Annotated in this window: 19 protein-coding genes; 10 read left to right on the top strand and 9 right to left on the bottom strand. The window is 63.1% G+C overall.

Annotated features, from left to right (window positions below; all coding sequences use genetic code 11):
- Positions 1-12: 12 nt before the first annotated feature.
- The 8 genes from AC1D0N_RS12070 to AC1D0N_RS12035 form a co-directional block, all read right to left on the bottom strand.
- Entirely contained in the window at positions 13-1,194 is a 1,182-nt protein-coding gene (locus AC1D0N_RS12070; RefSeq protein WP_477244082.1) for an aldose 1-epimerase family protein, read from the bottom strand.
- A 69-nt stretch (positions 1,195-1,263) separates the two neighbouring features.
- Entirely contained in the window at positions 1,264-2,178 is a 915-nt protein-coding gene (locus tag AC1D0N_RS12065; protein ID WP_477244080.1) for a sugar phosphate isomerase/epimerase family protein, read from the bottom strand.
- Positions 2,179-2,213: 35 nt separating this feature from the next.
- A complete protein-coding gene (locus AC1D0N_RS12060; protein ID WP_477244078.1) occupies positions 2,214-3,302 on the bottom strand; it encodes a Gfo/Idh/MocA family protein in 1,089 nt (362 codons plus the stop codon).
- A 35-nt stretch (positions 3,303-3,337) separates the two neighbouring features.
- Entirely contained in the window at positions 3,338-4,399 is a 1,062-nt protein-coding gene (locus AC1D0N_RS12055) for an ABC transporter ATP-binding protein (RefSeq protein WP_477244076.1), read from the bottom strand.
- A 4-nt stretch (positions 4,400-4,403) separates the two neighbouring features.
- Positions 4,404-5,495 carry an ABC transporter ATP-binding protein gene (locus tag AC1D0N_RS12050; protein ID WP_477244074.1) on the bottom strand — a complete coding sequence of 364 codons (1,092 nt, stop codon included), beginning with the start codon at positions 5,493-5,495 and terminating at the stop codon, positions 4,404-4,406.
- Positions 5,492-6,445 carry a carbohydrate ABC transporter permease gene (locus tag AC1D0N_RS12045; protein WP_477244072.1) on the bottom strand — a complete coding sequence of 318 codons (954 nt, stop codon included), beginning with the start codon at positions 6,443-6,445 and terminating at the stop codon, positions 5,492-5,494. The genes AC1D0N_RS12050 and AC1D0N_RS12045 overlap by 4 nt, the downstream gene beginning before the upstream one ends.
- Entirely contained in the window at positions 6,442-7,302 is an 861-nt protein-coding gene (locus AC1D0N_RS12040) for a carbohydrate ABC transporter permease (RefSeq protein ID WP_477244070.1), read from the bottom strand. The genes AC1D0N_RS12045 and AC1D0N_RS12040 overlap by 4 nt, the downstream gene beginning before the upstream one ends.
- Before the next feature lie 74 nt (positions 7,303-7,376).
- Positions 7,377-8,990 (bottom strand): ABC transporter substrate-binding protein, encoded by a 1,614-nt coding sequence (locus tag AC1D0N_RS12035; protein ID WP_477244068.1) that lies wholly within the window; start codon positions 8,988-8,990, stop codon positions 7,377-7,379.
- 350 nt (positions 8,991-9,340) lie between these two features.
- Here AC1D0N_RS12035 and AC1D0N_RS12030 point away from each other — a divergent pair, with 350 nt between their 5' ends.
- The 8 genes from AC1D0N_RS12030 to apnL all read left to right on the top strand — a co-directional run bounded on the left by AC1D0N_RS12030 (position 9,341) and on the right by apnL (position 19,113).
- Positions 9,341-10,372, top strand: a complete 1,032-nt coding sequence (locus AC1D0N_RS12030; RefSeq protein WP_477244066.1) for a LacI family DNA-binding transcriptional regulator — start codon at positions 9,341-9,343, stop codon at positions 10,370-10,372.
- Between the two features lie 429 nt (positions 10,373-10,801).
- Entirely contained in the window at positions 10,802-11,629 is an 828-nt protein-coding gene (locus AC1D0N_RS12025) for a phosphogluconate dehydrogenase C-terminal domain-containing protein (RefSeq protein WP_477244064.1), read from the top strand.
- Positions 11,630-11,956: 327 nt separating this feature from the next.
- Positions 11,957-12,898, top strand: coding sequence for a substrate-binding domain-containing protein (locus tag AC1D0N_RS12020; protein ID WP_477244062.1), 942 nt, complete (start codon positions 11,957-11,959; stop codon positions 12,896-12,898).
- 93 nt (positions 12,899-12,991) lie between these two features.
- Positions 12,992-13,636: a DUF2291 family protein gene (locus AC1D0N_RS12015; protein ID WP_477244060.1), complete on the top strand. Its 645-nt coding sequence runs from the start codon at positions 12,992-12,994 to the stop codon at positions 13,634-13,636.
- Complete coding sequence (locus AC1D0N_RS12010) at positions 13,633-15,180, top strand: sugar ABC transporter ATP-binding protein (protein ID WP_477244058.1); 1,548 nt, start codon at positions 13,633-13,635, stop codon at positions 15,178-15,180. The genes AC1D0N_RS12015 and AC1D0N_RS12010 overlap by 4 nt, the downstream gene beginning before the upstream one ends.
- Positions 15,177-16,241: an ABC transporter permease gene (locus AC1D0N_RS12005; protein ID WP_477244056.1), complete on the top strand. Its 1,065-nt coding sequence runs from the start codon at positions 15,177-15,179 to the stop codon at positions 16,239-16,241. Before AC1D0N_RS12010 ends, AC1D0N_RS12005 begins: the two co-directional genes overlap by 4 nt.
- 2 nt (positions 16,242-16,243) lie before the next feature.
- On the top strand, positions 16,244-17,278 hold the full coding sequence (locus AC1D0N_RS12000) for a Gfo/Idh/MocA family protein (RefSeq protein ID WP_477244054.1): 1,035 nt from the start codon (positions 16,244-16,246) through the stop codon (positions 17,276-17,278).
- Entirely contained in the window at positions 17,275-19,113 is a 1,839-nt protein-coding gene (gene apnL, locus AC1D0N_RS11995; protein WP_477244053.1) for a D-apionate lactonase, read from the top strand. Before AC1D0N_RS12000 ends, apnL begins: the two co-directional genes overlap by 4 nt.
- A 1-nt stretch (position 19,114) precedes the next feature.
- Here apnL and AC1D0N_RS11990 read toward each other — a convergent pair whose 3' ends face one another.
- Positions 19,115-19,828, bottom strand: a complete 714-nt coding sequence (locus tag AC1D0N_RS11990; RefSeq protein ID WP_477244051.1) for a transcriptional regulator NanR — start codon at positions 19,826-19,828, stop codon at positions 19,115-19,117.
- Between the two features lie 187 nt (positions 19,829-20,015).
- On the opposite strand from AC1D0N_RS11990, the gene oiaX reads away from it, so the two are divergent.
- Positions 20,016-21,266, top strand: a complete 1,251-nt coding sequence (oiaX, locus tag AC1D0N_RS11985; RefSeq protein WP_477244049.1) for a 3-oxo-isoapionate-4-phosphate decarboxylase OiaX — start codon at positions 20,016-20,018, stop codon at positions 21,264-21,266.
- 4 nt (positions 21,267-21,270) lie between these two features.
- Complete coding sequence (locus AC1D0N_RS11980) at positions 21,271-22,605, top strand: four-carbon acid sugar kinase family protein (RefSeq protein WP_477244047.1); 1,335 nt, start codon at positions 21,271-21,273, stop codon at positions 22,603-22,605.
- Positions 22,606-23,052: the final 447 nt, after the last annotated feature.

The raw sequence follows: 23,052 nt of genomic DNA, 5'->3' as shown, positions 1-23,052 counted from the left end.
TTTGCATCCCGGTCATGCCCTGCCCGCCAATTTTGGGAAATTGCCCGACGGCCTCGGGTATTCCTCGCGCGGCTGCTGCGCGATGCCCGCGATCCGGCGCTCGGCAGCGATGATCTCATCAGTGCCGTCGAGCACGCGGAACACCGCATCGTAGGAGCGGCTTTCGCCATGCTCCAGCCAGATCATCTCGCCACGTTCGCGCGCCGCCAGATTGCCAAGCACATGATGCGTCGAGGGTTCGATGCCCAGTGCATACTGGCCGGCCTGGAAATTCTGCCATTGATAGACGCACGGCAACTGGTCCTTGCGCGTCACCACTTCGAAGCCGAGCCCGAGCCGGTCGTTGACCAGCGCCACCGGCACCTCGCCGGCGGCATTGGCCGCCATTTCATGCTGCCAGACCTGCTCGCTGAACCCCATTTGCGGCGCCGGCATCGTGCGGTAGCCGACTTTCTGCGCCTCGTAGCGCTCGCCGGCATGTCCGGCCCAGACGACATCCTTGATCGGCGCCAGATAGCGCGACCCCTCGTCGAGCAAGGGATGGCTGACATTGATGTGATAGAAATACATATGCGGCGTGCGGTTGAAGCCGTGATTGACGACGCGGTCTGAAAGCCGGATTTCGTTGCCGCCGACATCGGCCTCGATGCGGCGCAATAGGTGCAGATCCTCGCCGAACACCGTCGACTGCTGGACGATCGCCTCGGCCCACAGCACGCAGCGGTCGCCGTCCCAGGCCTCGCCATAGCCGGTCAGCCGCGACGGGATGGTGCCGATGCGGCCATGCAGCGAATGGACCACGCTCTTCTTGCCGGGGTAGTTGTAGGTGTCGGCCGGCACTTCATCGCGGCCGAGAATATGGTCGAGACCGCAGGTCAAAAGCAGGCCGGAAAACGAACGCGCCCAGCCAAGGCCTTGCTCGCCTTCATAGTCGTGCAGCCCGGGATGACGGAAGCCGCTCGGCGAATGCCAGCCGATCGCCTGGCCCCTAAAGTCGCAGTCGGCGATATCGAGCGCCCGGTCGACCAGCGCGGTGAAGCGCAGGCCGGAGCCGGTGCGGAATTCGAGCATGCGGATGCCGCGCTCGACACCGTCGCCGAGCGTCATCAGCCGCACGCCGGCAAATTGCGAAAGCATGCCCGAACGTTCGCTGACCTGTCGGCGCGAAAGCGTCTTGCCGTAAAGCTCTACCATCTGCCGGCCGCTTCTCTCACTTCCCTGTGGCGATGCGCCGCCGCAAAGCGGCGACGCAAGGTGTTGGTGTCAAAGGCCGTTGGCGCGGAACTTGTCGTCGAGGAATTTCTTGGCGCGCGGCACATCGTCTTCCGAGAGATGCTCGATGATGACAGGAATGTTCGGGTTCTTCTGCGCCAGGCGCTGCAGATAGAGATCGTAGTTGAGCGAACCGGTGCCCGGTGCGTTCAGCACCATCTCGCCGACGCCGCGGAACGTATGCGAGGCGAGCGCGTCATCATCGCCGATATCGGCGTGCTTCTCGCTTTTGTCGTCGCCGGCGCGCGCGACATCCTTGGCGTGCGCAATCTTGACCTTGTCGGCCAGCGTGTCGAACACCTGGTTCAGCACCTTGTCCATCTGGTCGATGTTGTGGCTTTCGAAATAGTTGGTCGGGTCCATCAGCAGGCCGAGACCGGGATGGTCGACCTGCGCGAACATGCGCACCGTTTCCTCGACCGAGCCGACGACATTGTTGACGTAGGTTTCGAGCAGGAACATCGAGCCGTGATCGTAGGCCTCCTGCGCCAGCTCGGCGATCACCTTGCGGCACATCTCGAAGCCCTCTTCGGACTTGTTCTTGGGATCGCTCATCCACTCGCTCTCGGTGTTGTAGGTGCCGGTCTCCGAGATCACGTAAGCACTGCCGAGCTGGCGGGCGTTGCGGATGATTTCCTTCAGCCGATCCACATTCGCCTTGCGGTGCGCGAGGTCGGGATGAATGACATTGGTGTAGCCCGAGATGCAGCAGATCGGCAGGTCGTAGCCACGAAACGTATCGCGCACCTTCTTGGCCTTGTCCTTGGTGATCTGGCCGGCCGACAGGTCGATATCCTTGAAATGCAGGTCGAGCTGTACGGTGTTGAAGCCGTGGCCGCGAATTTTCTTCGCCGTCTCTTCGAGCCCGTAGGGGAAATACCCTGTGAAAATTCCAGATTGCATCATGGCGTGAAGTCCTCCCTGTAAGCGATTCTGTTGATTCAGTTTGTCGAGATTTCGGAAAGCTTGACCGTGCGACCCTTGTCGATCGAGCGGTAGCCGGCTTCGACCAGCGCCATGGTCTTGACGTTGTCGGCGACCGAGAGCGCCGGCGGCGTGCCGGTCTTCACCGCGTGCTGCAGCTGTTCCATGACGCCGATAAAGGCGTGCGGGAACCACATCGTGTCCCAGCTCGGCGTCACCCATTTGCCGTCGGTGGTCTCGGTCGAGGCGTAGGTCAGCGTCGAGGCCGAGCCCGTCGGCCAGCCAATCGTGCCCTTGGCGACACCCTTGGTGCCGTCGACGCGCCAGTTGATGTGCTGGTCGTCCTTGTAGCCGTCCTGGCGAGGGCCGGACCAGACATCCTCCAGCGACACGGCGAGCACGCCGAACGGGAAGCGCAGCGTCGACACGGTGATGCCGTCGGAATGGTCGAATTTCGTGCGCGGGTCCTTGCGCGTCAGCGTCGTGATCTCGTCGGGATCGCCGAACAGAAAACGCAAAACGTCGAGATGGTGCACGCTCATATTGGCGAGCGTCAGCCGGTCATAATCCTCGAGAAAAGTCTGCCAGTGCGGGATGGCGTGCATGTCGATCTGCGCGAAGACGATGTCGCCCAGCGCGCCGCTGTCCATGATCTGCTTCAGCACACGCATCGACTGGTCGTAGCGCATGTTCTGGTTGACCGAGAGGATTTTGCCGGCCTTGGCGGCCGCGTCGCGCAGCTCGATCGCATCCTCGAGCGAAAGCGCCAGCGGTTTCTGCGCCAGGATCGCCTTGATGTGCTTCTGCTTCAGCGCATGGCGGATCAGTGCCGGCTGCTGGTCCGGCGGAAATGCAAGGTCGATGATCTCGACGTTTTGATCCTCGATCAGCTGTTCAGGCGTGTCGTGGACGGTCGGGATGCTCCATCGCTTTGCGACCTTTTCGGCGCTGGCTTTGGTGCGCGAGGCAATCGCCACCACGGGAAAACCCGCTTCGTGATAGGCAGCCAGATGGCATTCGGCCATGATCATGCCGGCGCCGACGCAGCCGATCCTGTATTCCTTCGTGCGGACCTTCACGTCCGGCTCAAAGCCCTTGTTTGCCATCTGGTCCTCCCGAAATCCTTCTCTGAGCGTCGCCGTCATCGTGCCAGCGCTCCCCCGCTCTGTCCGAAATAATGCACGCGGGCCGGCTCGCAGGATATCGCCACCATCGCGTCCGGCCTGATGTCGGGCTGGCCGCGCAGCAATGCCCGCAGCCGCGCCTGCCCGGCGGCCAGCGTCACCACCGTATAGCCGCCGAGCGGCTCGACCTCGAACACCCGCGCCGGACGGCTTGACGTCCCATCCACCCATGGCCCGACCTTGATGTCTTCCGGCCTGAGTCCGATCTCGACGGCATCGCTGGGAGCCTTTGCATCCGCAACGCGGATCGTGCCTTCCGCCGCCTCGACGCCGCCGGCGCCGCGCACCGATTTCAGGATATTCATCATCGGCGAACCGAGCAGCCGCGCCACATAGGTGCTGGCCGGCCGGTCGTAGATCTCGGACGGCGCGCCGATCTGCCGGATCTTTCCATTCTCCAGGATGGCGATGCGGTCGGCGACCGACATCGCCTCTTCCTGGTCGTGCGTGACATAGATCAGCGTCTTGCCGAGTTCGCGCTGGATGCGCTTCAACTCGACGCGCGTCTCCTCGCGCAGCCGGGCGTCGAGCGCCGAGATCGGATCATCCATCAGATAGGCATTTGGGTCGCGCACGAGCGCACGTGCGATCGCCACACGCTGCCGCTCGCCGCCCGAAAGCTGCGCCGGCGGCTTGTGCAGGATATGGCCGATATGCAGTTTCGCCGCGACGTCGGCGACGCGCTTTTTGATCTGCAGCTCGGCGACCCCGCGTTCCACCAGCGGGAAGCGCACATTGTCGAGCGCGCTCATATGCGGAAACAGCGCCAGGTTCTGGAACACCATGGCGACGTTGCGCTCAGCCGGCGACACCGCATTGACCGGCTTGCCGCCGATCAGGATCTCGCCCACATCCGGCGTTTCGAGGCCGAGCACCAGCCGCAGGATCGTCGACTTGCCGGATAGCGGCGGACCAAAAAAACAAAAAAACTCGTTGTCGTTGACCGTGAACGAGGCGTCGTCGACGGCCAGCGTTTTGCCGTAGCGCTTGGTCACATTGCGGAAGACGATGTCGGCCATGGTTTCAGTCCGCTTTCATGGCGACGCCAGTGGCAGCGTCGAAGATGCGCACCGAATGAGCGGCCGGCGCGAGGGTGGCGGTCTGCCCGATCGCCAGGCCGACATCATTGTCGAACACCGCCTTCACCGCGCTCTCACCCTCGCCGAGATGAACGATGGTGCGCGCGCCGATCCGCTCGACGAACGTCACCGGCATCGACAGGCCCGGGCCGTGCTGCACCAGTGTCACCTGCTCCGGGCGAAAGCCGTAAAACACTTCGCCGCGCGCACGGCGCACGGAAGCGGCGATATCGTCGGGCAGCGGTGGCGTCGCGCCAAGCGGGCCGAGGTCGACGACCAGGCCGCGATCGCTTTCCGCCAGCCAACCCTTGAGCAGGTTCATGCCGGGCGCGCCGATGAAGCGTGCGACGAACAGATTGGCCGGATTGTTGTAGACTTCGAGCGGCGTGCCGACCTGCTGCAGCACGCCATGGTCCATGACGGCGATGCGGTCGGCCATGGTCATGGCTTCGAGCTGGTCGTGGGTGACATAAACCATGGTCTGCTTGAACTGCCGCTGCAGCTGCTTCAGCTCGGTGCGCATGACAGCCCGGAAGGCGGCGTCGACATTGGACAGCGGCTCGTCGAGCAGGAAGATCGCCGGCTCCATGATCGCCGAGCGGCCGATCGCCACGCGCTGCAAGATGTTGACCGACAGCCGGTCGGCCTTGCGGTCGAGCAGCGGCGTCAGCTGCAGCATCTCGGCAATGGCGCCGACGCGGCGGTCGATCTCGGCCCGCGCCGCGCCGCGCATCTTCGGCCCGTAGGCAAGGTTCTGGCGCACCGTCATATGGGTGAAGATGGCGTAGTTCTGGAAGACGAAGCCGACGCCACGCCGCCCCATCGGCACGCCAGCCATGTCGCGCTCGCCGAACAGGATCTTGCCGCCGGTCGGCTCTTCCATGCCGGCGATCATGTTCATCGTCGTCGACTTGCCGCAGCCGGAGGGGCCGAGCAGCGCCATGAATTCGCCGTCCGATATCTCGAGGTCCATCGTCTTCAACGCGGTGAAGTCGCCGAATTTCTTGACCAGGTTCTGCAAATGGATGGCGCTCATGCCGGCACCGCCCGCGCCATGCGCTTCATGGCAAAGACGGCGGCGATCGACAGCACGATCAGTATGGCCAGCGCGATCGCCGCGACATAGCCCCAGATCAGGTCCTGCGTGGTGAGCTTGTAAATGTAGACGGAGATGGTTTCGGTGGCGACGCCGGGACCACCGCCGGTCATGATGTAGAGCGTGTCGAAGATCTTGAAATTCTCGATCACCCGGATCGCCAGCGCGATGATGATGATCGTCTTCATCTTCGGCAGCACGATGGTGACGAAGCGCTGCCACGGATTGGCGCCGAGCAGCGTCGCCGCCTTGATCTGGTCCTCGGGCACGCCGACCAGGCCGGCCAGCAGGATGAGGAACATCAGCGGCGTCCACTGCCAGATGTCGGCGACCATGACGGCAAACAGCGCCAGCGTCGGATCCGACAGCCAGGCGATGGTCACAGGCGAACCGGTGAGCGACGACAGGATGTCGTTCACCGGACCGCCGGACTGGAACAGCATGAAGAACATGTAGCCGGCCACCGCCGGCACCACCATCATCGGCATCAGCAGGATCGAATAGAAGATGCGCTTGCCCGGAAACTCGTCGGCAAACAGCGTCGCCAGTGCCAAGCCGAGCAGGAATTCGACCGGCACACAGACGATCATGACGATGGCCGTGCGCTTCAGCGCGCTCCAGAAGCGCGCATCGGCGACAAGGTCGGTGTAGTTGGCAAAACTGTTCCACATCGACCAGGCGTTCCACCAGCCGAGGCCCGACAGCGGCGACCAGTCGGTCAGGCTGATGTAGAGCTGCATCAGCAGCGGGAAGACAGCAATGAACAGCACCAAAATCTGCGCCGGCAGCGTCAGCCGAAAGCCGAGCTTTGCGCCATCGTCCCGCTGGGCCGGCTTTACCTGGACGGCGTTCATGTCGTCCTCCGAAATCGTTGCAGTTACCGCGCTCATTGCTTGAGCGCCCCGAAGGTCAGACCGCGCACCAGATGGCGCTGGATGGCGATGCCCATGATCACAGGCGGCACCGCGGCGATCAGGCCAAGCGCCGCCTTGGCGCCGTAGAGCTGTCCGGTCATCGAGGACGACAGCGAGGCCATATAGACGGGGATCGTCACCCATTCGCGCGTCGTCAACAGCAGCGCGATCAGATAGTCCGACCAGTTGAGGATGAAGACGAAGAGCGCGGCGCTGGCCAGCGGTGCGCGCATCATCGGCAGCGTGATGCGGGTGAAGACGCGCCACCGCGAACAGCCCTCGACCAGTGCGGCTTCCTCGATCTCGCGCGGCATGTCGTCAAAGAAGGTCTTCATCAGCCAGAAGGCGAAAGGCAGCGTGACGATGCCGTAGATCAGCGACAGGCCCCACCAGCTGTCGGTGAAGTTGAGAAAGGCCCACATGATCATGACAGGTGTCATCACCGCCATCGGCGGAAACAGCCTGAGCTGGATCAGCGCCAGCGGCAGGTTCTGCCCCGAGCCGAAGCGCGACAGCCCGTAGGCGGCGGCGGTGCCGGCGGACATGGCGATCATTGTTCCGAACGTGGCCGACAGCAGCGACGACAGGATCGGCTTCAGCGCATTGCGGTCGAGCGCGACGATAAGATTGTTGGTGGACTCGCCGAAGACGAAGCGGAAATTGCTCAGCGTCGGGTTTTTCGGCCACCATGTCAGCTCGGCGCCGGTCGCCGACCATTCGGCGATCGGCTTGAACGCCATCGACACCATCCACAGGATCGGGATCAACGTCACCGCCATGGCCGCGGCAATCGCGGCATAGCGGAATATCTCGAAGGGAACGGAACGCTTCATCTGGCTGCTTTGCTGGTGGCGTCGTTTGCGGAGGGGAGGAGCGACAAGCCCCTCCCCTCCCTTTTGATCCCGGATCAGCTGATCGGGTCGAGAACGGTCGGCCAGGCCTCCTTGTTGGTCTTGATGGCTTCGAGAAGCTTGTCCTCGCCGATGCGGCGAGCAATCTTCTTCCACTCGCCCTCGGTGTCGGCCATTGCCTGCTCTGCGGTCTTGGCTTTGGTCAGCGATGCCATCAGGTTTTCGTCCAGCGCATTGTGGAAGGCGGTGGCACCGGGATAGTTGATGGTCGGCACGGTCCGGGCGACCGTCTCGCGCACCACATCCATGTGGTAGGCGTGATAGGTCTGGCGGACCAGCGGATCGGAGAAGTCCGACAACCGGAACGGATCGAAATAGCCGCCCGGATTGGCCGTCATCCAGGCGTAGATGCGCGCGGAGCCCAACCATTGCAGCAGGAGATAGGCGACCTCCTGGTTCTTCGACTGCGATGAGACCATGCCGGTCAGCGAGAACCAGAGCACGGAACGGCTGATCAGCTTGCCGCCGATCTCGCGACCGGGCGGCAGCATGGAGCCGATCTTGCCGGTAACCTGGGAATCCTTGTTGCCGGCATTGTCGAGGAATTTCGGCAGGTTGGAGAAGGCGCAGGTCATGGCCGCACCGCCCTTGGCGAAATTGCCGTACTGCTCCGGCCAGCCCCACGAGATCGCATCTGGCGAATGATGCGCCAGCGAGGCGATGTATTCGTTGGTGGCGGCAATGCCCTGTTCCGAGTTGATCAGCGGCTTGCCGTCTTCGCCGAACAGGAACTGGTTGGGCGACGCCATCGAGACATAGCGCTGGTACCAGTTGGTGTAGCCCCAGCCCTGGTTGCGCAGGTCTGTCGAGCCGAACAAGCCCTTGTCCGGACGCTGGAAGAACGCCGCGATGTCGCCATGCTGCTTCCAGGTTTTCGGCGGCGCCAGGTCGTAACCGTATTTGTCCTTGAACGCCTTCTTCTCGGCTTCGTCGCCGAGCAGGTCGGTGCGATAGACCCAGGTCTGGAAGTCGCCGTCCAGCGACACGCCATAGGTCGAGCCGCGATATTTGTTGAGCAGCGACACGCCCTTGGCGCCGTCGACATAGCCGGTCTTGGGGTCGTCCCACTCCGGCTTGTACTGGGCGACGAAGTCGTCGAGCTTGGCGATGCCGCCGGTCTCGGCGAGATCACCGAGGCGGTTCCATTCCGTAGAGTAGATGTCGTAGGCCCCACCCTTGGTGGAGATGTCCTGCATCGTCTTGGTGAATTCCTGGCCGTTCGGCAGGCCGACGATTTCGATCGGAATTCCGGTTTCCTTTTCCCACAGATCCTTGATCGATGGCGCGCCGGCCGGGAACGGCTGCGTCAGCTGGCCGATCGAGCCATCCGACAGGCCGAGCACGATCTTGGCCGGCGCCTTGCCGGCGCCCTTGAGCGCCTTGGCCGCCTCGATGGCGCGGCCTTCAGGGGTGTCGGCGCCATATTGATAGCGCTCGGCGCCATCGAAGCCGGTCGGGCCACCGATCATGCCCGGCGCCAGCGCGTCGGCCGCAAAGGCGCGGCCGGGACGAATGAACTGCGGTGCGATACCTGCCGCGGCCACGAAGACGGCCGCCTTTCCACCGGACGCCAGCAAACGGCGCCGCGACATGCGGATCAAATCAGACATTGAAAACTCCTCCCTCAAGGCCTTGTTCCTCCATGGCCTCGATGATTGATATTGACGGCACTATGCAAAGGCTGTCAACATCATAAATAATCAAAAAACATCATAACATCGCAGAAGGGGAGAGAATATGCCTTACACCGACCGCCATCCACCGCTCCCGATGCCTGTATTTGATGGGAAAATGCAGTGCGCCCCAAATTTGCGGCGGGGCCGCTTGATTTGGTTTAGCGCGATGGCTTGCGCATCGGCCAAGGCCGGTTACATCATTTCCCATCAGAATCGCCGACGGGGATGAACCGTCAATGCTATCCGGTTGCGTGATTTTGATGCTCTAGATGAGGTGATCGACAGTGCGGTCCACGCTGACAGACATAGCCCGGGAAGCCGGTGTTTCCCCGGCCACGGTCGACCGTGTGCTCAACAACCGTGCCGGTGTTCGGGCGCGCACCCGCGAAGTCGTGCTCGAAACCGCACAGCGGCTTGGCTACATCGCGGAGAATTCGAACAGCCCGGTGCCGCGTAGCGTCTTTTCCGGCGACGTCATCCGGCTCGACTTCGCGCTGCCCGCCGGCACCAACTCCTTCATCAAGATGCTGCATCGCCACATCGAGGCGCAGGCGCAGGCGCGGCCCGATCTCGACGTCCATGTCTCCACCATCGAAGGCTTCAATCCGGACCGGCTCGCCCGCCTGCTGCAGGACTTGCGCGGCCAGACGCAAGGTGTCGGCGTCATCGCGCTCGACCATCCGACGGTGCGCGAGGCGATCCGCTCTTTGTCGGCCAACGACATCAAGGTCGTCACCATCGCCTCAGACATCCAGCATGTGCCCAGGGTCGCCTATATAGGCATCGACAACCGCGCCGCCGGCCGGCTGGCCGGCTATCTGCTCAACCGCTTCATGGGATCAGGGCGTCCGGGCAAGGTGGCGTTGTTCGCCGGCTCGCTGTCCTATCGCGGCCATGAGGAACGCGAGATGGGTTTCCGCCACATACTGACGGAAGAATCGCCGAACCTGCAGATCGTCGAAATGCGCGAAATGCTCGACGACCGCGAGAAAGCCTATTCGGAGGCGTCGGCCCTTTTGGAGCGGCACCCGGATCTCGCCGCGATCTACAATGTCGGCGCCGGCAACACCGGCATTGCTCGTGCGCTGAAGGAGCGTGGCCGCGAACATTCGACCGTCTTTCTCGGCCATGAAGTGACGGACGGCACCAAGGACCTTTTGCTCGACGGCACGCTCGACGCGGTCATAGACCAGAACCCGCGCGTCGAAGCGCGCGAGGCGCTCAATACGCTGACCCATGCGGTGAAAGGCCTGCCCTACGAACTGCACCAGCCCCGGCTGCAGGTGATCTTCCGGGAAAACATCCCGGAGATTTGAGTTTTGGGCGGCTCGACCGATCCCACCTGCGTTCAGCACCGTGCTTTCCGGCGACCAGTGCAACACGGCTTCCTTCTGCGTCCGGTCAGCCCATCCTACAAAATAGGAGCTGTTGTTGCCGCAAAGATTCGGTTCGAGATCTGACTTTTGAACGTGTGACGTTGGCAGTATGCGGGATCCCCGCATCGGTGAATTTTTTTCGGCCCCCGATTGGTGCCGGCGCTTGCCAGGCGACAGGCGGTGACGCGGCGAGCGCCGGTCGATCCGACAGGCAGTGATAACAATCCCGCCATGCAATCAGGCGACCGGAAGGCATGAAACGGCGGCGAAGGCCTCTGGTCAAACCATCGCAATGTGGTAGAGTGATCATACCAGTTAATAACTTGACGATCGGCGGGGCCATCGTTGGAAGATCAGGAGCACGATTAGATGACAACGATTGCGCTGTTCGGTGCCGGCGGGAAAATGGGTTACCGCCTGTCGACCAATTTTCGCGGCTCGCCCTATACGATACGCCATGTCGAGGTCAGCGAAGCCGGCCGCGAGCGGCTGAAGTCGGGCCTGGGCTTCGATGCCGTCAGCGCCGATGAGGCGCTCAAAGGCGCCGATGTGGTGATCCTGGCGGTGCCCGATACGCATATCGGCAAGGTGGCGGCCAGCATCGAGAGCAAGCTCGCACCAGGCACGATGGTCGTCGTGCTCGACGCTGCCGCACCGTTTGCCGGCCATTTGCCGAAGCGGCCGGACCTGACCTATTTCGTCACCCATCCCTGCCATCCGCCGATCTTCAACGACGAAACCGACCTGGCGGCCAAGAAGGACTACTTCGGCGGCGTCAAGGCCAAGCAGCATATGGTCAGCGCGCTGATGCAAGGACCGGAAGAGGATTTTGCCAAGGGTGAGGCGATCGCCAAGATCATCTGGGCGCCGGTGATGCGCTCGCACCGTGTCACTGTCGATCAGATGGCGTTGCTGGAGCCCGGCCTTTCGGAAACCGTATGCGCCTCGCTGCTCGTCGTCATGAAGGAAGCCGTCGACGAGGTGGTGGCGCGCGGCGTCGACAAGCAAGCTGCGCTCGATTTCCTGCTCGGCCATATGAACGTGCTTGGCGCCGTCATCTTCGGTGAAACCAATGGCGTGTTCTCCGACGCCTGCAACAAGGCGATCGAGTTCGGCAAGCCGGTGCTGATGCGCGACGACTGGAAGCGGGTGTTCGAGCCGGAAGAGATCGCCGCGAGCATTCAGCGCATCACCTGAGGTTTATCCAAGCGCTTGCCGGAACGCGTGGAAGCGTCGGGGCACCGTCGCCGACGCTCAGCTTAGAACCCTCAGGTACATATCATCTGAATTTGTGATTGACTCATCATACCAGTTGGCTTAGCTGTTCATTGCTCGGATCGATCAGGTTTCGCAGGCAGTTCGAGGCTTGGACGAGTGGAGGGAATGGCGGGGGAGCAACGATCGTCAGGGAAGCCGGCGAACGGCTTTTGAGCCTGAACCGATCGGCGGCCCGCGCTGCGTGACGAATTCGAATGCAGACAGTGGCCTTGGTTGACCAAGGCATTTTTCAAACGGGAGGACATCATGAAACTCACACGCAGAATGACACTCGCGGCTTTCGCCGGTATGCTGGCGCTTGGCACGGCGGCGCCCGCCTATGCGGCGGACCTCATCGCCATCATCACGCCGTCGCATGACAATCCGTTCTTCAAGGCGGAAGCCGTCGGCGCCGAAGCCAAGGCCAAGGAGCTCGGCTACGAAGCGCTGGTGCTCGTGCATGACGACGATGCCAACAAGCAGTCCGAGCTGATCGACACGGCAATCGGTCGCGGCGCCAAGGCGATCATCCTCGACAATGCCGGCGCCGACGCCACCGTCGCCGCCGTGCAGAAGGCCAAGGACGCGGGCGTGCCTTCGTTCCTGATCGATCGCGAGATCAATGCCACCGGCGTTGCCGTGGCGCAGATCGTTTCGAACAACTACCAGGGCGCCCAGCTCGGCGCGCAGGAGTTCGTCAAGCTGATGGGCGAGAAGGGCAATTTCGTCGAGCTGGTTGGCAAGGAATCCGACACCAATGCCGGCATCCGCTCGAAGGGCTATCACGACGTCATCGACGATTATCCGGATCTGAAGATGGTCGCCCAGCAGTCGGCCAACTGGAGCCAGACCGAAGCCTACGCCAAGATGGAATCGATCCTGCAGGCCAACCCCGACATCAAGGGCGTCATCTCCGGCAACGATACGATGGCGATGGGCGCCTATGCGGCGCTGGTCGCGGCAAACCGCAAGGATGTCATCGTCGTCGGCTTCGACGGGTCGAACGACGTACGCGACTCGATCACCGCCGGCGGCATCAAGGCAACCGTCCTGCAGCCGGCTTATGCGCAGGCGCAGATGGCGGTCGAGCAGGCCAACGATTTCATCAAGAACAAGAAGTCGCCCGAGAAGGAGAAGCAGCTGATGGACTGCCTTCTGGTCAATGGCGACAATGCTGCCAAGCTGGAAACGTTTGCGCTGACCAACTGAGCCGGCGTGACATGACTAGCGAGGGGCGACCCAAGGGGTCGTCCCTCGCCGCCATTTTCCGTGGGTGCCGACCACCATGAACAACAGGCCGCCATGCTGAACAACAAGCCGACCTGGCCGATCCTTGCCGTGACAGTCGGCATCAGCCTGACCGCCTGCAAGATTCTGCCGACGCCTTCGGGGGATAGCGGCAATGCCGCAGCGTTCAATCCGGACAAGACGGTAGAGGAGATCTGGGCGGCGAAGGTCGTGCCTTATCTCCAGCGGAAGGCCGGACCGTTTGCCGAGGTTCACGCGCTGGCGAAAACCGATCCCGCTTCTGCCGGCGCCAAATATGGCAATCCGAACAAGCAGGCGAATTCGCCATGGACCTTCGCGGTTCGCGTCGAGGGCAAGATCATCGCCGCCAACACGGCGTCGCGCGCGGCGACGATGGATATCGATGTCGATGGCGACGGCAAGGCCGATGCGCGGGTGCAGATCGGACCCGCGATGCGGGGAACCGCGCTGCGCGACAGCCTCGATTTCATCCAGTTCAACGATTTTACCAACCAGATCGATTTTGCCCAATTCGGCAAGGCGTTCAATGCCTATGCCGACAAGACAGTGCTTTCCAAACTGCCGCGCGACACGTTGGAGGGCCGGACCGCCAGGGTTCTCGGCGCCTACACGCTCGAAAGCGGCCAGGACTTGCCGCTGGTGACGCCGGCGGAGGCAGAAATCGGGCCGAAGCCATGAGTGCTGGCGTCGCTCACGATGTCATCCTGAAGCTGGAGGACGTCTCGAAAGTCTATTCCGGCACCGTTGCGGTCAAGCGCGCGAATTTCGAGGTGCGCAAGGGCGCGGTCAATGTGCTGGTCGGCGAAAACGGGGCCGGCAAATCGACGCTGATGAAGATCATCGCCGGCGTCGAACAGCCGACTCTCGGCCGGATTCTTCTGGAAGGGAAGGAGGTCTCCTTCTCTTCGTCCGGCGACGCGGTGAACCGCGGCATCGGCATGGTGTTCCAGGAACTGAACCTGTTCGGCAATATGACCGTCGCCGAAAACATCTTTGCCACGCGCGAGATCACCAACCGGTTCCGCAAGATCGACCGCAAGGAGCAGGAGCGACGCGCGGCGCAATTTCTCGAACGGCTGCAGGCCGGGATCCGTCCGGACATGCTGGTTGAGGATCTGCGCATCGGCCAGCAGCAGCTGGTCGAGATCGCCAAGGCGGTTTCGCTCGATGCCCGCATCCTGATCATGGACGAGCCGACCTCGGCGCTGAGTGCGGCGGAGGTCGAGATCCTGTTCAAGGTGATCGCCGATCTCAAGGCGCGCGGCGTCGCCATCGTCTACATCTCGCACCGGTTGGAAGAGCTGATCCGGATCGGCGATTACATCACCGTGCTGCGCGACGGGCACATCACCGGCCAGGAAGAAATGAAAAACGTCGACACGCGGTGGATCGTGCGACAGATGATCGGCTCCGACGCCAAGGATTTCGCCAAGTCCGACGCCCATGTTCCGGGCGAAGAAATATTCCGCGCCGAAGACATCTGCCTGCCGCGCGCGACCGGCGGGCTGGCGGTCGACCATGTGTCGCTGTCGCTGCGCGCCGGCGAGATTCTGGGCATCTACGGCCTGATGGGCGCCGGGCGTAGCGAGCTGTTCGACTGCATCATGGGCCGCCATGGCCAGGCCACCGGAACGATCTTCATCGCCGGCAAAAAGGTCAAGGAGCGCGACACGACGCGGCGCATCCGGCGCGGACTGGCGCTGATCCCCGAAGACCGCCAGCGCGAAGGGCTGGTGTCGATCCTGTCGGTCGCCAGCAATCTGACGCTGGCCAGCCTGTCGCGGTTTGTCCGCCTGTTCCACATCCGTGGCGGCCCCGAAAAGCAGGCGGTGACGCAGATGGTGCGGGAACTGGCGATCAAGGTCGCCGACCCGGCGCAGGAGGTGTCGTCGTTGTCCGGCGGCAACCAGCAGAAGGTGGTGATCGGCAAGGCGCTGCTCACCGGACCGAAGGTGCTGCTGATGGATGAGCCGAGCCGCGGCATCGATGTCGGCGCCAAGGCCGACGTCTTCCGCACCATGCGCAAACTGTCGCGCGATGGGCTGGGCATTCTCTTCGCCACCTCCGATCTCGACGAGGTGATGGCGCTGTCCGACCGCATCGCGGTGATGAGCAATGGAAAACTGACCGGCATGTTCGATCGCGCCGAGGCGACGGAGGCAGCCCTGGTCGCCGCTTCCGCACTTGGCCACGGACCGGCCCCGCACACGGAGAACCCATGACTGACATCCCGGCCAAGGCGGCTGTCTCCTCCGTCCCGAGTGGCTCCCTGCTGCTGACGCTGATGAAGGCGAGGACGTTCATCGCGCTGATCGCCGTCTTGATCTTCTTCTCGATCGCGGCGCCGAATTTCCTGTCGACCGCCAATCTGATCCTGATGTCGAAACACGTGGCGCTGAATGCATTCCTGGCCATGGGCATGACCTTCGTCATCATCACCGGCGGCATCGACCTTTCGGTCGGCTCGATCGTCGGCCTGTGCGGCATGGTCGCCGGCTACCTCGTGCTCAACGGCATCGATCTGCAGATTGGCTACACCATCTATTTCAACGTCGTCGAGATCGCGCTGATCACGCTGGCGGTAGGCATCCTGATCGGCGCCGTCAACGGGTTGCTGATCACCAGGCTGAATGTCGCGCCGTTCATCGCCACGCTTGGCGTGCTCTATGTCGCGCGCGGCCTGGCGCTGCTGTCGTCGGATGGCCGCACCTTCCCGAACCTCGTCGGCAAGCCGGAACTCGGCACCACCGGCTTCGGCTTCCTCGGCGCCGGCCGGCTGCTCGGCCTGCCGGTGGCGATCTGGATCCTGATCGTCGTTGCGCTGGCGGCGGCCTATCTCGCCAAATACACGCCGCTCGGCCGCCATATCTTCGCCGTTGGCGGCAATGAACGGGCGTCGCGAATTTCCGGCGTCCGTGTCAACATGGTGAAAATGTTCGTCTACATGTTCTCCGGTTTCTGCGCAGCGATCGTCGGCCTGATCATCTCGTCCGAGCTGATGGCCTCGCATCCGGCAACAGGTGAAAGTTTTGAGCTCAACGCCATTGCGGCGGCGGTGCTCGGCGGCACCTCGATGTCGGGCGGGCGCGGCACGATCGGCGGCACCATTGTCGGCGCCTTCGTTATCGGCATTCTTTCGGACGGGTTGGTGATGATGGGGGTGAGTTCGTTCTGGCAGATGGTGATCAAGGGCCTCGTCATCATCGTCGCGGTCGTCGTCGACCAGGCGCAGCGCCGGCTGCAGAGCCGGGTGACGCTGATGCAGATGGCAAAGGCAGGCTGAGCATGGCGGAGTTGCGGGGAGCGCTGATCGGTTGCGGCTTCTTTGCCGTCAACCAGATGCATGCCTGGCGCGACATTGAAGGCGCCTCGATTGTCGCCATCTGCGACCGCGATCCGGACCGGCTGCGGATCGTAGGCGACCAGTTCGGCGTTGCCAAGCGCTACACCGATGCGGCTGCTTTGTTCGAAAGCGAAAGCTTGGATTTCGTCGATATCGCCACCACCGCGCCGAGCCATCGTCCGCTGGTCGAGATGGCGGCACAGCACCGCGTTCCGACAATCTGCCAAAAACCGTTCGCGCCGACGCTTGCCGACGCCAAGGCAATGGTGAAGGCCTGCGTCGACGCCGCCGTACCGCTGATGGTGCATGAGAACTTTCGCTGGCAGTCGCCGATCCAGGCGGTGCGCGCGGTGCTCGACAGCGGTGAGATCGGCACGCCCTTCTTTGGACGCATCTCCTTCCGCTCCGCCTATGACGTGTTTTCCGGCCAGCCCTATCTCGCCAAGGGCAAGCGTTTCATCATCGAGGACCTCGGCATCCATAGTCTCGACATCGCCCGCTTCTTGCTCGGCGACGTCTCGACGATCACGACGCGAACGGCGCGCATCAACCCTGCCATCGCCGGCGAGGACGTCGCGACGATGCTGATGGATCACAAGAGCGGCGCGACGTCTGTCGTTGATTGCAGCTACGCGACGAAGCTTGCCATGGAGCCGTTTCCGGAAACGCTGCTCGAGATCGACGGCAGCGACGGCACCATCCGGCTGGCGCAAGGATACCGGCTCACGGTCACTGGCAGAAGCGGCACGAAGATCACCGACGTCTCGCCGCCGTTGCTGCCCTGGGCATCGCGGCCCTGGCACAACATCCAGGAGAGCGTCGTTGCCATCCAACAGCACTGGGTCGACTGCCTCGCAAAGGCAACCGAGCCGGCGACTTCGGGGGCGGACAATCTCAAGACCTTCGCGCTGGTCGAGGCCGCCTATCTGGGCGCGGCGAGCCACGAACCTGTCCACCTCGATGCCTTGCTGAAATGACAGCCGACGCCTTCCTCCTCTACGGTACCCATACCGTCGAAGCCGAGCCAGTCAGGCTGAGTGCGGGCCTGCTCAGCGCCGACTTCGTCAACGGCAATCTGCGCACCATCCGCCATAGCGGCACCGAAGTGCTGCGCGCCATCGCCTATATCGTGCGCGACCGCGACTGGGGCACTTACGAGCCTGAACTGACCGACCTTGTCATCAACCAGGGCGCCGACACTTTCTCGGTCGGCTACACGGCGAGCTGCGTCGGGCCGGATGCAAGCCGGCTCAGCTTCCGCGCCACCATCAAGGGCTCCGCCAGCGGCGAACTGTTGTTCGATGTCAGCGCTCTAACTGATAGGGACTTCGAGACCAATCGCTGCGGCTTCTGCATCCTGCATCCGATCGCTGGCCTGGCCGGCAGCCCGGTCACTGTCGAGCATACCGACGGCAGTGTGGTGGCGACGAAACTGCCGCTTTTGATCGATCCCTGGCAGCCTTTCAGGGATTTGCGCGCCATCACCCATGAGGTGCGGCCCGGTGTCAGTGCCGAGTGCCGGATGGAAGGCGATACCTTTGAGATGGAGGACCAGCGCAACTGGTCGGACGCCTCCTACAAGACCTATGTGCGGCCGTTGGCGCTGCCATGGCCCTATGTGCTGCCGGCCGGGCAAACCGTCAGACAAACGGTCAGCCTGCGCATCACCGGCGACGGGAAGCTGCCGGTTGTCGCGGCAAGCAGCGAACCGGTCCGTGTCGAGCTTGGTGAGGCCGGGCAGAGGCTGCCGGATATCGGCGTGATTATCTACCCGGATGAGGTCGAAGCAGCACTTGTGAACCTGCCGGTGCTCTCTACGCTTGGCCCGCAACAGCTGATCTTCCACTACGATCCCACGAGCGGCCATGGGCTCGACGCTCTGCACTCCTTTGCCCGGCTCGCAGCAGCCTATCCAGCCGACACGACGCTGGAATGCGTCGTCGCCTGTGCCGGCGATCTCGATGCTGAACTTTCAGCCGTCGCCGACATGGTGCGCCAAGCTGGGCTAAAACTCTCGGCCATCGCCGTCTCGCCTTCGGTCGACCGGCAGTCGACGCCGCCGGGCAGTGCGTGGCCGGATTGTCCGCCGCTCGAAGACGTCTATGCCGCGGCACGGCGCGCCTTTCCCGATATCCGCCTTGGCGGCGGCATGTTCAGCTATTTCACCGAACTCAACCGCAAGCGCGTGCCGGCCGGCTTGCTCGATTTCGTCACCCACTGCACCTGCCCGATCGTGCACGCCGCCGACGATCTCAGCGTCATGCAATCGCTGGAGGCGCTGCCCTTGATCACCGCATCGGTGCGGGCGATCTTCGGGGCAAAGCCCTACCGGATCGGCCCGTCGACGATTGCCATGCGCCAGAACCCCTATGGTGGCGCGACCAAGGCCAATCCCGGGGGACAGCGCATCGCCATGGCCGATCGCGACCCTCGTCACGCCGGCCTGTTCTCCGCCGCGTGGACGATCGGCTATGCCGCGCGCGTCGCGCCGGCAGGGCTGGAGGTGCTCACGCTCTCCGGCTTCACCGGACCATTCGGCGTGCTGGCCGCCTCTGGGGAACCCGTCGCGGAAGGATCTCCCCGGCCGATCTTCCAAGCCATCAAGGGGCTTTGTGAAATGGCCGGCCTTGCGCATGTGGCGGCAGGGACAAGCGACGAGACCAAGGTGCTGGCGCTGGCCGGCCGCTCCGCTTCGGGCAAGACCGTCACGTGGCTGGCGAACCTGACGGCGGACGATGTACCGGTCGACATCTCAGCGCTTGGCCGAGGCCAGTTCGTGATGGCGCCCTACGCGATTGCCCGGTTCGGCTGAGCTATTTTTCGGAATTCATCACATAGAGCGCGCGCGAGCGCTCGAGATGCTTAATCATCGCCTTCTCGGCGCCGTCGGCATCTTTTTTCTCGATGCGGCCGATGATCTCTTCATGCTCGGTCAGCGTGAACTTTTCCTTGCCGGTCCAGATCAGCATTTCGGTGTGATATTCCTTCAGCCAACCCAGCATCGCCTCGCTGACGGCGACATAGATCGGGTTGCCTGAAATCGCCGCGATCTGGGTATGGAACTTCATGTCGGCGGAGATGAAGGCCTCAGAGTCGCCGCGAAAGCCGCGCTGCTCGGCAACGGTGGCCCGCAGGCGCTCGACGTCCTCGGCGGTGGCGTTTTCGGCCGCTTCCCTGACCATGCCGCGCTCGAAGAAGATGCGCGCGGTTTTGAGGTGCTCCAGCGTGTCCTTCGACGACGACAGGATGATCTTGGCGGCGCCGTCGACCTGTTTGATGATCGACTTGGCAGTCAGCTGCAGCACCTTGGCGCGCTCGCCATGCGAGATGGCGACGAGGCCCATATTGCTCAGTGCCTGCATCGCCTCGCGGATGGCGGGCCGGCCGACCTCGAAGCGCTCCATCAGCTCGCGCTCCGACGGCATGTCGTCGCCCGGCGTCAATTCTCCGCTGGTGATCAGGCGCTTCAGCCGCAAAAATACTTCGTCGGAAAGTTTGCGCCGGACGATCGGCTCCGAACGGTTCATCGTCGCGAATCACTCCCTTGACCGGTGTCTATCTAGCACTGCCGCCACGATTTCCAGAATGCCTGCCGGCCAATCTGCTCATATCGTGCGAGCAGGATATTGCTTGCAAAGCTTATGTACTCATTATACCAGATTTCGACGATCAAGGAACTCTTTTCGAACCTCCTTAGGCCTCAGACGACGAACCATGATCACGCTCACCTACCGCATCGAAACATCAGGCAGCATCGAGGCGCTGGCAGCCAAGATCGCCAGCGACCAGTCGACCGGAACCTTCGTTGCGCTGCCCGGCGAAACCGAGGAACTGAAGGCCCGGGTGGCGGCGCATGTTCTGGCGATACGGCATTTGCCTGACGCCCTTCGGCCCTCCATTCCCGAAGCCGGTGATGGGCCCTTCAAGCGCGCGGATGTCGACATCGCCTTTCCGTTCGATGCCATCGGCACCGACCTCTCGGCGCTGATGACCATTGCCATCGGCGGCGCCTATTCGATCAAGGGCCTATCCGGCATTCGCGTCGTCGACATGAAACTGCCGGAGGACTATCGCGGCGCGCATCCAGGTCCGCAGTTTGGCGTCGCCGGCAGCCGCCGGCTGACCGGAGTCGAGGGCCGCCCGATCATCGGCACTATAGTCAAGCCGGCGCTGGGGCTCAGGCCGCACGAGACGGCCGCAATGGTGGGCGAGCTGATCGCCGCCGGCGTCGATTTCATCAAGGACGACGAGAAGCTGATGAGCCCGGCCTATTCGCCCTTGGCGGAACGGGTGAAGGCAATCATGCCGCTGATCCTCGACCATGAGCAGAGGACCGGCAAGAAGGTGATGTACGCCTTCGGCATCTCGCATGCCGACCCCGACGAGATGATGCGCAACCACGACCTTGTCGCCAAGGCCGGCGGCAATTGCGCGGTGGTCAACATCAATTCCATCGGCTTTGGCGGCATGGCTTTCCTCAGGAAGCGCTCCAGCCTGGTGCTGCACGCCCACCGCAACGGCTGGGACATTCTCACCCGCCATCCCGGCCTCGGCATGGACTTCAAGGTCTGGCAAAAATTCTGGCGGTTGCTCGGCGTCGACCAGTTCCAGATCAATGGCATTCAATCGAAATACTGGGAGCCGGACGCGTCCTTCGTCGAGTCCTTCAAGGCGGTGACGACGCCGATCTTTGCGCCTGAGGATTGTGCCTTGCCGGTGGCGGGCTCCGGCCAATGGGGCGGGCAAGCGCCCGAGACGTACGAGCAAACCGGCCGTACGGTCGATCTGCTCTATCTCTGCGGCGGCGGCATCGTCAGCCACCCGGACGGGCCGGGCGCCGGCGTGCGTGCCGTGCAGCAGGCCTGGCAAGCGGCGGTCGACGGCATTCCGCTGGCGGAGTTCGCCTTGAGCCATCCTGAGCTGGTGCGGTCGATCGAAAAATTCGGCAACGGCAAGGCAGCCTGAAGCGATGCAAGACCTGCTGCTCAGCTATTATGGCGATGACCTCACCGGTTCGACCGACGTGATGGAGGCGCTTGAACTCGGCGGCGTGCCGACGGTGCTGTTCATGCGCCAGCCGGACGCGGCGCAGCTGGCGCAGTTCAACCATTGCCGCGCGATCGGATTAGCCGGCACCAGCCGCAGCGAGACGCCGCACTGGATGGACACGAACCTGCGCGATGCGTTCGCCTGGCTGAAGACGCTGAACGCAGCGATCTGCCACTACAAGGTCTGCTCGACCTTCGATTCCAGTCCGACGATCGGCAGCATCGGCCGGGCGATCGAGATCGGCCGCTCGGTCTTTACGCAGGACAGCGTGCCGCTGCTGGTCGGCGCGCCGCAGCTCAAGCGCTACACCGCCTTTGGCCACCTGTTCGCCGCCTATCGTGAAAAGTATTTCCGCATCGACCGCCATCCGGTGATGAGCCGCCACCCGACCACGCCGATGGATGAGTCCGATCTGCTGATCCATCTGTCACGACAAACGGAGCTGACGTCAGGGCTGGTCGATCTCGCGACGCTGCAGTCGGCGGGCCGGTCGGAAGCCTTCGACCGTGTGGTCGCCGAGGGCACCGCTATCGTGCTTGTCGATGTTGACAGCCTGGAAACGCAGGCGCTTGCTGGCAAGGAGATTTGGCGTAGCCGCAAGCCCGGTGGCACCTTCGTCGTCGGCTCGTCCGGCGTCGAGTACGCGTTGCTCGCCGAATGGGCGGAGACTGCCGTCGTTCGGGCCGCGTCCCGCTTTTCTCCGCCAGGTGCCGCCAACCGGATCGCCGTCGTGTCGGGCAGTTGCTCGCCGACCACGGAAAGGCAGATCCGGCACGCTTTGACCGACGGCTTCGACGGCATCGAGGTCGATCCCGTCGAACTGGTCTCGGAGACGTCCGAACAGGCGATAGCGCGCGCGGCGGCAAGCGGCCGCGCCAGCCTGGAAGCCGGGCGCAGCGTCATCCTCTACACCGCGCTCGGACCTGCGGCCGATCGCGGCGCCGAGATCGACCGCCAGGAAGGCGCCCGCCACAAGCTTGGCCGCGGCCTTGGTGCGCTGCTGCGGCAACTGACCGAAGATCAGGACCTAAAGCGCGTCATCATCGCCGGCGGCGACACGTCGAGCCATGCGCTGGGGCAGATGGGCGTCGATGCGCTGACGGTCAGGATGCCGCTGCCGGCGTCACCAGGCTCGCCGCTCTGCGTCGCCCATTCGCGCGTCAAGGCGATCGACGGGCTGGAGGTTGCGTTGAAGGGCGGGCAGGTAGGAACCGACCGCTATTTCTCGTCCATCCGTGACGGCCTTCGCGGTTGATGTGGCGTTAGGCTGGTAAACCGCCAGACCTGGTGAGGAACAGGCGCTGTCCAATAGCGCTTCAACTTGCGCCGCCGAAGCACTAAGCAAAAACATGTATGCTCGAAATTAACCAGCAGAGCCCCTCCCGACCAGGCCTTTGGGGCAAGTTGAGCGATGACCGCTTCCGGGAAGGCTGCGCTTCGCCCGGAATGATGAACATGCTGAAGGGTTTCGGGTGCCGTCAGGCGTACGAAAGTCTCTCATGCAGGAACCCGCGGGCCGCGGACGATTGCCTATGGGGATTTGTGCCTCGGGGTGTGCCAGCGCCTGTCGCGAACTTCCGCATAGGACGCGGTGGGCATGTCGTGGAAGCGGCTTCCGGGCCAGGTCGCAGAGCCTGTAGCGTTGATTCCGACGGGACTGGTGTGCGTGACGACCGGCGCCACGGCAACGTGCACATAACAT

The sequence above is a fragment of the Mesorhizobium sp. P2_E10 genome (assembly GCF_056404235.1).
The sequence above is the reverse complement of the archived record's forward strand: the minus strand, read 5'-3'. Positions and strand labels throughout refer to the sequence as shown.

Excerpts from the sequence above, each read along its gene's own strand:
- AC1D0N_RS12035 (WP_477244068.1), bottom strand. The coding sequence starts at position 8,990 with ATGTCTGATTTGATCCGCATGTCGCGGCGCCGTTTGCTGGCGTCCGGT.
- AC1D0N_RS12020 (WP_477244062.1), top strand. The coding sequence starts at position 11,957 with ATGAAACTCACACGCAGAATGACACTCGCGGCTTTCGCCGGTATGCTG.
- AC1D0N_RS12055 (WP_477244076.1), bottom strand. The coding sequence starts at position 4,399 with ATGGCCGACATCGTCTTCCGCAATGTGACCAAGCGCTACGGCAAAACG.
- AC1D0N_RS12010 (WP_477244058.1), top strand. The coding sequence starts at position 13,633 with ATGAGTGCTGGCGTCGCTCACGATGTCATCCTGAAGCTGGAGGACGTC.
- apnL (WP_477244053.1), top strand. The coding sequence starts at position 17,275 with ATGACAGCCGACGCCTTCCTCCTCTACGGTACCCATACCGTCGAAGCC.
- AC1D0N_RS12070 (WP_477244082.1), bottom strand. The coding sequence starts at position 1,194 with ATGGTAGAGCTTTACGGCAAGACGCTTTCGCGCCGACAGGTCAGCGAA.
- AC1D0N_RS12045 (WP_477244072.1), bottom strand. The coding sequence starts at position 6,445 with ATGAGCGCGGTAACTGCAACGATTTCGGAGGACGACATGAACGCCGTC.
- AC1D0N_RS11990 (WP_477244051.1), bottom strand. The coding sequence starts at position 19,828 with ATGAACCGTTCGGAGCCGATCGTCCGGCGCAAACTTTCCGACGAAGTA.
- AC1D0N_RS12060 (WP_477244078.1), bottom strand. The coding sequence starts at position 3,302 with ATGGCAAACAAGGGCTTTGAGCCGGACGTGAAGGTCCGCACGAAGGAA.
- AC1D0N_RS12025 (WP_477244064.1), top strand. The coding sequence starts at position 10,802 with ATGACAACGATTGCGCTGTTCGGTGCCGGCGGGAAAATGGGTTACCGC.
- AC1D0N_RS12015 (WP_477244060.1), top strand. The coding sequence starts at position 12,992 with ATGCTGAACAACAAGCCGACCTGGCCGATCCTTGCCGTGACAGTCGGC.
- AC1D0N_RS12040 (WP_477244070.1), bottom strand. The coding sequence starts at position 7,302 with ATGAAGCGTTCCGTTCCCTTCGAGATATTCCGCTATGCCGCGATTGCC.
- AC1D0N_RS11980 (WP_477244047.1), top strand. The coding sequence starts at position 21,271 with ATGCAAGACCTGCTGCTCAGCTATTATGGCGATGACCTCACCGGTTCG.
- AC1D0N_RS12000 (WP_477244054.1), top strand. The coding sequence starts at position 16,244 with ATGGCGGAGTTGCGGGGAGCGCTGATCGGTTGCGGCTTCTTTGCCGTC.
- AC1D0N_RS12065 (WP_477244080.1), bottom strand. The coding sequence starts at position 2,178 with ATGATGCAATCTGGAATTTTCACAGGGTATTTCCCCTACGGGCTCGAA.
- oiaX (WP_477244049.1), top strand. The coding sequence starts at position 20,016 with ATGATCACGCTCACCTACCGCATCGAAACATCAGGCAGCATCGAGGCG.
- AC1D0N_RS12050 (WP_477244074.1), bottom strand. The coding sequence starts at position 5,495 with ATGAGCGCCATCCATTTGCAGAACCTGGTCAAGAAATTCGGCGACTTC.
- AC1D0N_RS12005 (WP_477244056.1), top strand. The coding sequence starts at position 15,177 with ATGACTGACATCCCGGCCAAGGCGGCTGTCTCCTCCGTCCCGAGTGGC.